Annotated in this window: 9 protein-coding genes; all 9 read right to left on the reverse strand. The window is 71.0% G+C overall.

Annotated features, from left to right (window positions below; translation table 11 throughout):
- Positions 1 to 79: 79 nt before the first annotated feature.
- Positions 80 to 1,435, reverse strand: a complete 1,356-nt coding sequence (locus P2Q00_RS15650; RefSeq protein WP_275773099.1) for a PP2C family protein-serine/threonine phosphatase — start codon at positions 1,433 to 1,435, stop codon at positions 80 to 82.
- Complete coding sequence (locus P2Q00_RS15655; RefSeq protein WP_275773100.1) at positions 1,436 to 3,931, reverse strand: serine/threonine-protein kinase; 2,496 nt, start codon at positions 3,929 to 3,931, stop codon at positions 1,436 to 1,438. It abuts the gene before it with no gap.
- Positions 3,932 to 3,935: 4 nt separating this feature from the next.
- Positions 3,936 to 5,261 carry a hypothetical protein gene (locus tag P2Q00_RS15660; protein WP_275773101.1) on the reverse strand — a complete coding sequence of 442 codons (1,326 nt, stop codon included), beginning with the start codon at positions 5,259 to 5,261 and terminating at the stop codon, positions 3,936 to 3,938.
- A gap of 77 nt (positions 5,262 to 5,338) precedes the next feature.
- Positions 5,339 to 6,388 (reverse strand): glutamate ABC transporter substrate-binding protein, encoded by a 1,050-nt coding sequence (locus P2Q00_RS15665; RefSeq protein WP_275773102.1) that lies wholly within the window; start codon positions 6,386 to 6,388, stop codon positions 5,339 to 5,341.
- 14 nt (positions 6,389 to 6,402) lie between these two features.
- Positions 6,403 to 7,857 (reverse strand): GlnX family signal transduction membrane protein, encoded by a 1,455-nt coding sequence (locus P2Q00_RS15670; RefSeq protein WP_275773103.1) that lies wholly within the window; start codon positions 7,855 to 7,857, stop codon positions 6,403 to 6,405.
- A 159-nt stretch (positions 7,858 to 8,016) separates the two neighbouring features.
- The gene (locus P2Q00_RS15675) at positions 8,017 to 9,009 is read right to left on the reverse strand and encodes an N-acetylglucosamine kinase (protein WP_275773104.1); all 993 of its coding nucleotides are present in this window, start codon (positions 9,007 to 9,009) and stop codon (positions 8,017 to 8,019) included.
- On the reverse strand, positions 9,000 to 10,265 hold the full coding sequence (locus P2Q00_RS15680; RefSeq protein ID WP_275773105.1) for a 6-phospho-beta-glucosidase: 1,266 nt from the start codon (positions 10,263 to 10,265) through the stop codon (positions 9,000 to 9,002). Before P2Q00_RS15680 ends, P2Q00_RS15675 begins: the two co-directional genes overlap by 10 nt.
- Before the next feature lie 7 nt (positions 10,266 to 10,272).
- Positions 10,273 to 11,166: a carbohydrate ABC transporter permease gene (locus P2Q00_RS15685; protein WP_275773106.1), complete on the reverse strand. Its 894-nt coding sequence runs from the start codon at positions 11,164 to 11,166 to the stop codon at positions 10,273 to 10,275.
- Between the two features lie 2 nt (positions 11,167 to 11,168).
- On the reverse strand, positions 11,169 to 12,110 hold the full coding sequence (locus tag P2Q00_RS15690; RefSeq protein WP_275773107.1) for a carbohydrate ABC transporter permease: 942 nt from the start codon (positions 12,108 to 12,110) through the stop codon (positions 11,169 to 11,171).
- Position 12,111 lies beyond the last annotated feature (1 nt).

Raw genomic sequence — 12,111 nt, forward strand, 5'->3', positions numbered from 1 at the left:
AAACCCCGTGGTTGTGGGGTGACGACTGTGTGCGGACCGGTCCCCTCCGGTCCGCTGAGGCTTCCCCGTGTGCGCGGCCTCAGGCCGATCCTGCCCCCTGAGGCACGGCCGGGAACGGCACGACGGCCACTGTTACGTTGTCGTGGCCCCCGCCGTCCAGGGCGTGACCGACCAGCACGCGGGCGCTGTGCAGCGGACGTACGGCGGCATCGAGCGGTACGACCTCGGCCATCTCCTCGGCCGCCTCCGCGTAGTTCCACAGTCCGTCCGTGCACACCACCACTACACCCGGCCGGTCCGGCTTGAAGGAAGCGGTGTGCGGCTCGAGTTCGTAGGCGTCCGCGCCGAGCCAGCCGGTGATCGCGTGGGCCCGCTCGTCGGCGTAGGCCTCCGCCTCGCTCATCAGGCCCGCGGAGACCATCTGCGCGGCCCAGGAGTCGTCCTCGGTGAGCCGAGCCGGGGGTGAACTGCGGTCCACCGGCACCCAGTAGGCGCGGCTGTCGCCGACCCAGCCGACGACCAGCAGCCCGGGCGTCACGACCGCGCCGACGATCGTGCAGGCAGGCGCGTTCTGGTGCGGGGTGTGCTCGCGGGCCGTGGCGGGTTCGTCGGCGAGGGCGTTGACGGCGTGCGAGGCGGCGACGATCGCGTCGTGCATGGCCTGCTGCGGGTGGGTGCCGCGCGGCAGGGCGGCGAGCAGCGACTCGTTCGCGGTCCGGGTGGCGGCGAGCGAGGCGTCGTCGGGGCGGGTCGCCGAGGAGACGCCGTCGCAGACGACCGCCACGGACACGGGGGAGCCGTCGGGCAGCGTGACGGTGCCGATGCCGAACGCGTCCTCGTTGCGGTGGTGGCGCAGACCGCGGTCGCTGACGGCGGCCAGCGGGCCGGACTCCTGCTCCATGTGGTCGCGCTCCCGGGGCTGGGCGTGCCCGCAGTTCTCGCAGTAGCCGTCGTTGTCGACGCGGCCCGCGCGGCAGGCCACGCACAGCTTGGCCTCCTCGGCGGGCGCGGGGAGGCCGGCCACGCGGGGGTCCGGGGCCTGCAGCGGGTACTCGTCGGGCACCGGCGGACGGTCGAAGCGCACACCGGAGGCCGGGGAGACCGGCGATCCCGTGGGCGGCGACTGCTGAGGCGGCACCGGGGAACCGCCCGAGTCCGTGCCGTGCAGGTCCGTCGGCAGATGCGTCGCCGCCGGGGTGGCGGAGCCGCCCGGCCCGGCGACGGGCCAGGCCGCCCCGCCCGCACCGGTGCCGTCGGCCTCGCCCGACTGCAGGTCCGAGCCGTTCAGGGCGATGGTCGGATGGTCGTCCGGTCGTGCGGGCACTACGGACAGGTCGTATCCGCACGCACCGCAGAAACGGTCACCCGACTCAAGCGGCCACTCGCAGCTCGGGCAGTTCGACAGGGCGGCCTGCTGGGGCATCTGCGACATCAACTACACCCACGTCCGGGGGCGGTAACGGTTGGCACGTTCCACCAGGTCGATCCTCTCCTCGCCGCCCCGCGCCAGCCGGGCCAGCGTGCGGTACGAACGCTCCAGGCCGAAGCGGAGTCCCCGCTCGTCCAGGTCGCTGCCGAGCAGTGCGCGCTGTGCGGCGGGCGCTACTACCTGGCCCCCGGAGAGTATCCAGTCCAGGGCGCAGCCGAGGACTTCGGCCGACAACTGCTCCCGGCGCGCCGGATCCAGACCGTACGCGTCCAGCGCCTCGACCTGCCCGGCGGCGGCCCTCAGGTCCTCCAGGAACGGGGCGTCGGAGGCGGCCGCCGTACGCCCGCGCAGCCGCGCCCGTACGGCGGCCACGCGCGCGGCCGTGTAGTGGATCGACGACTCCGGCACCGACTCCAGCGTCCGTACGGCGCTACGGCGGTCCCCGGCCGCGAGCTGGACGCGGGCCAGGCCGAAGGCGGCGCTCACATAGCTGGGGTCGGTCGACCAGACCAGGCGGTAGTACTCGGCCGCATTGTCCAGCTGGCCCAGCACCTCCGCGCACAGGCCGAGCGCCAGCTTGGGCGCGGGCTCGCCGGGGAACGCGTCGTAGATCGCGTCGAAGGCGAGCGCGGCGCCCTCGTGGTCGCCGGTCACCAGCGCGGCCACGCCCCGGTACCAGACCACCCGCCAGTCGTCGGGCCGCTCGGTCTCCAGGGACTGCAGGGCGCCCAGCGCGGCGGCCGAGTCGCCGTTCTCCAGCCAGGCGCGGATCTGCCTCAGCCTGGTCTCGACCGACGCCGCCGGAGCCGCGGCGAGCGCCCCGAGCAGCTCGGCCGGCGCGGTGGTCATCAGGCCCGCGAGGAAGCCGGCGTTCGGGTCGGAGGGGTCGACGTGGGGGACGGGCAGGGCGAGGGCCGCGGTGGGGGAGTTGACGTGCTTGACGAGGGGCGCGGTGCCGTTGACGGAAGCGGGGAGCTGCGGCTGCTGCCCCTTGCGCGGCTGCACCGCCCGCGCCCCCAGCCGCGTCACGTCCCCCTGAAACTTCGGGAACAACTCCGTGTCCGTGACCTTCAGTTCGGGCCCCAGCAGCGTCGACAGCGCGGGCCGCGCACGCCCCGTCTGCAGCGACACGACCTCGCGCAGCACGCCTGTCAGCTGCTCCGCCATCTCCTGCGCGGAGGCGAACCGGCGGGCCGGGTCGGGGTCGGTGGCGCGCACCAGGAGGCGGTAGAAGGACTCGTACTGGCGGAAGACCTCGATGTTGTCGGGGTCGGGCAGGGAGTCCACGAAGACGTTCGTATAGCCCTGGAAGTCGAAGGACATGACGGCGAGTGTTCGCGCGACCGTGTAGAGGTCGGAGGCCACGGACGGGCCGACCTCCGCGACCTCCGGGGCCTGGTAGCCCACCGTGCCGTAGATGGCCGACTCCTCGTCGTCCATCCTGCGCACCGCGCCCATGTCGATCAGCTTGAGCTGGTCCTCGGTCTGGATCGCGTTGTCGACCTTGAAGTCGCAGTACAGCAGGTTGCGGCTGTGCAGATGGCCGAGCGCCTCCAGCGCCTCGATGCCGTACGCGCAGGCCTGCTCCACCGGCAGCGGATCCCGCTTGCCGCCCGGGGTGCGGCGGTCGTTGGCGATCTCCTTCAGCGACTTGCCGCCGACGTACTCCATGACGATGTAGCCGTCGAGCGAGCCGGTGCGCTGGTCGAGGTGCTCCACGAAGTTGTAGATCCGCACGATGTTGGAGTGCTCGATCTCGGCCAGGAAGCGCCGCTCGGAGATCGCCGCCGCCATCGCATCCTGGTCACCGGTGTCCAGCAGGCCCTTGAGGACCACCCACCGGTCGGAGACCGCCTTGTCCACGGCGAGGTAGACCCAGCCGAGCCCGCCGTGCGCCAGACAGCCCACGACCTCGTACTGTCCGTGGACGACGTCGCCGGCCTTCAGCTTCGGTACGAAGGAGTACGGGTTGCCGCACTTGGTGCAGAAGCCCTCGGTGCGGCCCACGCGCTCCCCGCGCGAGCGGCCGACCGGCGCCCCGCAGTCGGAGCGCGAGCAGAACCGCTTGCGCTCGGGCACCTCCGGGTTCTCCAGCACCATCGCGCGCGGGTCGGGCCGCGGCACGTCCGGCACCTGCACCAGGCCGACGCCCAGCCGGCCGCGGGAGCCGGTGCTGGTGCCGGAACCGGAGCTGCGCACCGACACCGAACGGCCCGTGGAGCTGCCCGACAGGGAGCGCGAGAGCCGCCCCGACACTGAGCGCCGGGACTTCGACGACTGCGAGGACGTACGTGAGCTGCCCCGGCTGCCGGAGCGCGAACTGCCGCTGTCCTGCGAATCCTTGGCGCCGCCCGTGATGCCGGTGGCCGGCGAGCTCACGATGCCCTTCGCCGACACGACCGGCGCGAGACCGCAAGTGTCGCAGTACAGCTCGCCGCCGCCCACGTCCTCGTACGTGCCCTCGCAGTCCGGCCGCTGGCACTGCTGCTCCGCCTGACTCATGACGTCACTCCCCCCTGCGGTCCTGAGGCCCGCCCTGCCCGGGCACGCGCGGGGCGCCCAGCACTTCGGCGGCCGCCTGCTGGTAGCGCAGCACGGCCTGTTCGGCGACGCGCAGATCGCACGGTGCGCTCCACAGCATGCGGCGCGCCGCGTCGTACCGCTCGATCAGGAACCGGTCCTCGGCGTACCCGAGCCGGGCGACCTTCGCCTTGTACGCGTCCAGGCGGCCGCGCAGCTCGGCGCGGACCGCCAGCGGCTGGGTGACCGCGGTCAACGACTCGCGGGCGCGCAGCAGTTCGTCCTCCGCCTTCTGCTCCAGGGACTCCAGGAGCGGGGACAGACGGTGCCACTGGGCGTGTCTGCGGTACTCGGCGGCCGTCGCCAGCTGCTCCTGCAGCACGGTCGGCGGGCCGCTGACGACCGGCACCTCCGTGGCGGCGATCTTCGCGAGGACCTCACCGCGCGCGTTGCGCGCCTCCGCGAGGGTGCGGTCCGCCCGGCTGAGCACGTCACGCAGCTTCACCAGCCGCTGCTCCGCGTCCTGCCGGACGGTGAGCACGGCGTCGATCTCCCGGCGCACCTCCTCCAGGGCCCGCGCCTCCCGGTCGTACACCGTGGTGTCCGGCCGGCCGCCGCCCGGCGCCGAACTCCCCTGCGCGGGCAGCCAGTACGCGAGCGGGTCGGAGACCACCTGCTCGCGCAGCGAGGTCAGGGTGCGGGTGATGCGCTCCAGGTCGTCGCCGGACGGGTGCTCGCCGGGGCGCACGCCGACCGAGTGGGCGAGCGTACGGGTGCGCTGGAGCTCCGCGGCCAGTAAATCGATCCGGGCGGGCAGCGCCGACCAGACCGCGTCGGCCGTGACGACCATGTCCAGGCTCGTCGCATACAGCTCGTTCATCAGGTCGACCAGGGCGGCCAGGGAGAACTGCCGGCTGAGCTTGCCGGGGGCGGACAGCAGCGTCGGTGCGTTCGCCGTGGCCGTCGTCGAGCCCGCGACCGTGACGGACTCGCCGCGCAGCAGCTCCGTCAGCTCCACCAGGTCCTCACGGCTGGACCAGCGGCGGCGGGAGCGGATCTCCCGGGCGGAGCGCAACGCGTCCGTGTACGCGTCGAAGTACGCCCACAGCAGCGTGATCGACGATTCCGCGGCAGCCCATCGCTCCTTGGTGATCCCGGTCAGCTCGGCGCCTTCGAGGAGTCTGCGGCCCGCGTGGTCCTGCAGGGCGAGGAGCGAGGTCTCGATCGCCTCGTGCTCCGCGCCGAGCCGCGCCAGCGCACGGTCCACCTCGTCCCGGTCCATCACCGGCCCGGCGGGGTCCGTGACGCCCATCGATCACCTCTCGCTGCTGTCGTGTTCCGTCGTGTGGTGTCGTACGTCCTGCCGTACGTCCGTCAGTTCATGGTCGGTCACTTGTAGTGGGCTTCGGGAGGGGTCGCGGACGCCGACTTCTTGTCGCCCTGGTCCATGGTCGGGTGCAGCCACTTCTCGTACGAGGCCGCCCAGTCACCGTCCTTGATGTAGTTCTGCAGGGTCCGGTTGACCTGGCGTATCAGATCGTCGGAGCCGAGCTTCATCGCCACGCCGTAGTACTCGTCGGTGAACAGCGGGCCCTTCAGCTGCACCGTCGGGTCCTGTGCCGCCTGGCTCGCGGCGAGCGCGCCGTCCGTGACGACCGCGTCGACCTCGCCGAGCTGCAACTTCACCAGGCAGTCGAGCTGGTTGGGGACCACCGTGGTGATGTCCGCGCCGGTGGGGAGGGTGCCCTTCTGCCGGTCCGACTGCAGTCGCTCCAGCGCCGTCGAACTGTCCGCCGAGCAGATCTTCCGGTGCGCGAGCGTCTTGTTGTACCCGGTGATCGCCGAGGTCCGCGGGGCGAGTACCTGCTGGCCGGTCCTGAAGTAGGGCGCGGAGAACGCGACTTGCTTGATCCGGTCGCAGTTGATCGTCATGGTGCGGACCACCATGTCGACCTCGTCGTCCTGGATCGCCTTGATACGGCGGCTGGTGGGGATGGCCTTGAAGGAGACCGCGTTCGGATCGCCCAGGAGGTCCTTGGCGATCTGGTGGACGAGGTCGATGTCGAAGCCCTCCGGCGCACCGGACGCGTTGTTGGGGTTGAGATAGCCCCAGCGGTAGCTGTTGGTGTCGATGCCGACGATCAGACGGCGGTCCTTGCGGGCCTTGATCCTGTCGGTGATCGTCGTGCCGCCGTCGCCGCCCGACGGCGACAGGCTGCGGTCCTGCGGGTTGTCGCACTTTGCCGCCGCCCTGGCCTGGAGGCCCTGGGCGACGCCCGCGCTGCCGCCGTCCGCGGCGTCGTCCGTACCGCTCGACTGGGTCAGGGGCAGCAGCAGCGCGAACGCCAGGGCCAGGGCGCAGAGGACCGCCATGGCGCCGACCCCGCCCCAGCCCCTCAGACGGGCCCGCAGACGCTGTGCCGGACGGTGTGCATCCATCGTCACGCCCCCTCTCACCGGTACTCCGACAGCCTGCGCCCGATGCCGACCACCGCGCCGGCCGCACCCAGCACCGCGAGGACCCCGGCTCCGTACGGCAGGCCGGTCAGCGCGCCCCGGCCGTCGCCCGCGGCCTGCTGGAACTCGGTCTGCTCATGGTCGAGCGCCGTCTCCAGAGCGATGTCCACGTTGTCGAAGCACACACTCGTCGGGTCCTTGCCGACGCCGATGACCTTGTCGCGGGCCTGCTGGTACTCGCCCTTGTCGTTCAGGCCCTGGGCCACCCCGTGCCGGTCCTTCCACGCCTTCATATAGCCGTTCGCGTCCTGTACGGGCTTCTGGCCCGCCGAGTCGTCCGCGAGACCGTCGGCCTTGGTCAGCGACTTCGCCAACGTGCCGATCTGGTCGTCGTACCCCACGGCGTAGGCGTCCACCGGACTGCCGCTCACGACCTTGGTGTCCGCGCCGCGGCGGATCAGGCTGAGGTTCTCGTCACTGCGGGCCGTCAGGGACGCGATGCGGGCGTCGTGCAGCACGTTCAGTGAGCGGACGCCGTGGTTGTACGAGTCGTTCAGGCCCGCGCGGGCCACGGTGTGGCCGACGACCAGCCAGAGCAGGACCACCGCGGACGCGGCCGACGCCGTGACCAGGCCGTGGTTCAACACCCGGTTGGTGCGCAGGTAGTTGCGGCGCTGCGCCCAGGCCAGCCCGCCGAGCGCGAGCAGGCCGAGACCGATCGCGGCCCACGGGAACGACTTCGCGTCCGCGTAGTCGGAGCTGAGCCGCTGGTTCTCCTTCTGGTACAGGGACTCGGCCTTGGGCAGCATCTGCTGCTGCATCTGCTCGTTCGCCGCCCGCAGATACGCGCTGCCCACCGGGTAGCCCTGCCGGTTGTTGGCCCGCGCCGTCTCGACCAGGCCCTTGTATTGGGGCAGTTGCTTGTTGAGATCGGCGATGGTCTTCGCCGACTCGGACCCCGGGTCCGAGTTGGAGGCGGCCGTGACCAGCTTGGCCGCTGCCCGGTCGATGTCGTCCTCGTACCGCTGCCGCATCTCGGGCTTCTCCTGCGGGCCCGCGAGATAACCGCTGGCCGCCGCCGTGTTGGCGTCGGCCAGCGAGCGGTAGATGTCGGCGGCGTCGGCGCTGAGCGGCTGGCTGCTGGTGAGCACGTCGTCGGCGGCCGTCGCCCGGGCCGTCATCTGCCAGGCGGCGACCGCGCCGAACGCGACGACGAGGAGGGCGAGGAACGCGCCGATGATGCGCAGCCGCCCCGGCTCGGTGGTGGCGGCCTCGCGCAGCCGGTCGACGCCCTCCGCGAAGGCCGTACGACGTGCGGAGACGGCGTCGGGAACGGCTGCGGGGCCCGTCGGCGTGGGGGGAACGGGTTGTCCTGGCTGAGGCGGTACGGCCGGCATCGTGGGCACGGCGGTGCCCGGTGGCGCCGCGCTGCTCTTCGGCGGGTGTGTCACTTTTGACCTCCCCCATGGTCATCCGTCACAGCAAGTATCGCCGCCGGGACTGACATCCGCATCGGCCTTCACTGGATCTTGATCCGGTCGTAGCGGGATGCCTGCCGGCGGCTTGTAGGATCCCGCACCACCCCCCTGCCCATGAACACGTCGTGGAAATCAGTTCGGTTCCGTCCGGGCCGGTAGCTCGAAGTGGGCCCGGACTCGCTCGTGCACCTCCGGTTCTGCGCCCACCTTGTCCAGGCCCAGCAGCGCCGCCCCCAGTACCGGGCTCGCCGTCACCACCCGGGGCACCGCCTTCGGGGCGCGTGCTGTCAGCAAGTCGCGGATGCCGTCGTTGAGTTGGGGGTGCTGGGCGGCCAGGACGCCGCCGCCCAGCAGCACCGGTGTCTCCTCCTCCAGCAGGTCGAGGCGGGTCAGGGCCACCGTCGCCATGGTCACCACCTCGTCGGCCAGGCGGTCGACGATGGCGCGGGCGACGGGGTCGCCGGCCGCCGCGGTCGCGAAGAGGACCGGGGTCAGTTCGTGGCGGCGGGCATGCTCCACCTGGTTCAGGTGCAGGGCCTCGACGAGGGCGAGCATGGTGGCGTGGCCGAAGTGGGCGGGGAGAGTGCGGGCAAGTTCCGTATGTCCGCCGCGGCCGTCCTCCGCGCGTGCCGCGTGCCACAGGGCCTCCTCCGCCAGGCCCCAGCCGCCGCCCCAGTCGCCGGAGATGCGGCCGAGGGCGGGGAAGCGGGCGGTGCGGCCGTCGGGGCGCATGCCGACGCAGTTGATGCCCGCGCCGCAGACGACGGCGACCCCGCGGGGTTCGGTGATGCCCGCGCGCAGGATGGCGAAGGTGTCGTTGCGGACCTCGACACCCGCGCCCCACGCGCGCGCGTGCAGCGCGGCCGCCAACTGCTCCTCCTCGACGGGGAAGTCGGCGTTGGCCAGGCAGGCGGAGACCTGGTCCACCGAGCTCACTCCGGCCGCGGCGAAGGCCCGTCCCACCGCCTCGGCGACCTTGTCGACGGCCGCCTCCACGCCCACCACGGGCGGCCGGAACCCGCCGCCGCGGGCCGTGGCGAGGACGGTCCCGTCGGCCGCCACGACCGCGACATCGGTCTTGCTGTTGCCGGCGTCGACGGCGAGGACACGTGCGGTCATGCCCACGCGAGATGCTCCCGGTTGTGTGCGATCAGCTGGTCGGTCAGGGCGTCCGCGTACTCGTACTGGCCGATGAGGGGGTGGGAGAGGAGGGCCTTGAAGACCCGGTCGCGGCCGCCTCGCAGCGCCGCCTCCAGGGCCAGGTCCTCGTACGCCGTCACGTTCGCCATCAGGCCCGCGTACAGCGGGTCCACGGGCGGCACCGCGAGCGGGAGCGGCCCCTTCGGACCCACCGCCGCCTGCACCTCGATCACCGCGTCGTCCGGCAGGAACGGCAGCGTGCCCCGGTTGTACGTGTTCACCACCTGGTAAGGGCTGCCGGCCCCGCCCAGCAGCGCGGCCGCCAGGTCCACCGCGGCCTCCGAGTAGTAGGCGCCGCCCCGCTTGGCGAGCAGCTCCGGCTTTTCGTCGAGGGCCGGGTCGGCGTACATCTTGAGCAAGTGGCGCTCCATCTCGGCGACTTCGGCGGCACGGGATGGCTTGGTGCGCAGCTCCCGTACGACCTCGTCGTGCGCGTAGAAGTAGCGCAGGTAGTACGACGGGACCACGCCCAGGCGGTCGAGGACGGCCCGGGGCAGCCGCAGGTCGGCGGCGATCGCGTCGCCGTGCTCGGCCAGCAGCTTGGGCAGGACGTTCTCGCCCTCCGGGCCGTCCAGGCGGACGGCGGTCTCCCAGGTGAGGTGGTTGAGGCCCACGTGGTCGAGGTGGATGTCGGCCGGTGAGACGCCGAGCCGGTCGGCGAACTTCCGCTGGAAGCCGATGGCCACGTTGCACAGGCCGACCGCCTTGTGGCCCGCCTGCAGCAACGCGCGCGTGACGATGCCGACCGGGTTGGTGAAGTCGATGATCCAGGCATCCGGGTTGGTACGGCGGACCCGTTCCGCGATGTCCAGGACCACCGGGACCGTGCGCAGCGCCTTGGCCAGGCCGCCCGCGCCGGTCGTCTCCTGGCCGACGCAGCCGCACTCCAGCGGCCAGGTCTCGTCCTGCTCACGGGCCGCCTGTCCGCCGACGCGCAGCTGCAGCAGCACGGCGTCGGCGCCGTCCACACCGGCGTCCAGGTCGTCCGTCGTCACGATCCGGCCGTCGTGCCCCTGTTTGGCGAAGATACGGCGGGCAAGGCCGCCCACCAGCTCCAGGCGTTCGGGAGCCGGGTCGACGAGGACCAGTTCCTCGACGGGCAGGGTGTCGCGCAACCGGGCGAAGCCGTCGATGAGTTCGGGGGTGTAGGTCGAGCCTCCGCCGACCACGGTGAGTTTCATATGTGGCTTAACCCTTCACTCCGGTGAGCGTGACGCCCTCGACGAACGCCTTCTGGGCGAAGAAGAAGACGAGGATCACGGGGGCCATGACCAGCACGGTCGCGGCCATGGTGAGGTTCCAGTCGGTGTGGTGCGCGCCCTTGAACGACTCCAGGCCGTAGGAGAGCGTCCAGGCGCCCGGGTTCTCCGACGCGTAGATCTGCGGGCCGAAGTAGTCGTTCCAGGCGTAGAAGAACTGGAACAGGCCCACGGCCGCGATACCCGGCCTGGCCATCGGCAGAACGACCTTCAGCAGGGTCCTGAAGTCGCCGCAGCCGTCCACCTTCGCCGCGTCCAGGTACTCGTTCGGGATGGTCATCAGGAACTGGCGCAGCAGGAAGATGGAGAACGCGTCCCCGAATGCCATCGGGATGATCAGCGGCCACAGCGTGCCCGACAGGTCCAGCTGCTTCGCCCAGAACAGGTACATCGGGATGATGATCACCTGCGGTGGCAGCATCATCATCGAGATGACCAGCATGAGCGACAGATTGCGGCCGCGGAAGCGGAACTTGGCGAGCGCGTACGCCACCGGGATCGACGAGACGACTGTAAGGACTGTTCCCAGTCCCGCGTAGATCAGCGTGTTCTTCCACCAGGTCAGAAAGCCCGGGGTGTCGAAGACCTTCTTGTAGTTGGACCACTCCCAGGTGTGCGGGATCAGGTCGCGGCTGAGCGCCTGGGTGTCGCTCATCAGCGAGGTCAGGAACACGAACACGAAGGGCAGGACGAAGAAGAGCGCGGTCGCGACGCCCAGGGAGTGGATCGCCACCCACTCCAGTACGGCCCTGCGGCGGGCCGTGCGCTCGGCGGGGGAGACCGGTGCCTTCAACTGCACGGGTTTGTCCAGGACTTGGGCCATGGTCAGTCACCTGCCAGGTTGAGACCGCCCCGGCGCCGCATCAGGAACGCGGTGAACACCATGGACAGGGCGAACAGGACCAGGGCGACGACACATGCGGAGCCGTAGTCGAAGCGCTGGAAGCCGAGGTTGTAGACGAGCTGGGGGAGGGTGAGCGTCGACTTCTCCGGGTAGCCGGGCTCGAACTGGGTGCCCGCGCCCTGGATCACGCCCGAGGCGACCTTCCCGGCGATCAGCGGCTGCGTGTAGTACTGCATCGTCTGGATCACGCCGGTGACGACGGCGAACATCACGATCGGCGAAATGTTGGGAAGGGTGACGAACCGGAACCGCTGCCACGCCGACGCGCCGTCCAGCTCCGCGGCCTCGTACTGCTCCTGCGGTACGTCGAGCAGCGCGGCCATGAAGATGACCATCAGGTCGCCGATGCCCCACAGGGCGAGCAGGGTGAGGGCGGGCTTGGACCAGGTGGGGTCGTTGAACCAGCCCGGGGCCGGAATGCCCACCTTTTCGAGGATTGAATTCACCGGGCCCGTACCGGGGTTGAGGAGAAACGCGAATGCCATCGTCGCGGCCACCGGCGGGGCGAGATAGGGCAGGTAGAAGAGGGTGCGGAAGACCCCCGTACCCGTCTTGATCTTGGTGATCAGAATGCCGACCCCGAGGCCGAAGACGACCCTCAGGCTCACCATGACCAGCACCAGCCAGAGGGTGTTGCGCAGGGCCGGCCAGAAATAGGGGTAGTGCTCGAAGACGTACGTCCAGTTCTTCGTCCCGCTCCACGTCGGCGGTTTGAAGCCGTCGTAGTGCATGAAGGAGAAATAGACCGTCGAGATCAGCGGATACGCGAAGAAGACGGCGAAGCCGATCAACCAGGGCGACATGAAGGCGAGAGTTCGAAGCGCCGACCTGCGGCGCTTCGACGCCAGAGTGATGGTGCTCATC

Origin of the sequence: Streptomyces coacervatus, from assembly GCF_029223485.1 — a bacterium.
In the GTDB taxonomy this organism is placed as follows: domain Bacteria; phylum Actinomycetota; class Actinomycetes; order Streptomycetales; family Streptomycetaceae; genus Streptomyces; species Streptomyces coacervatus.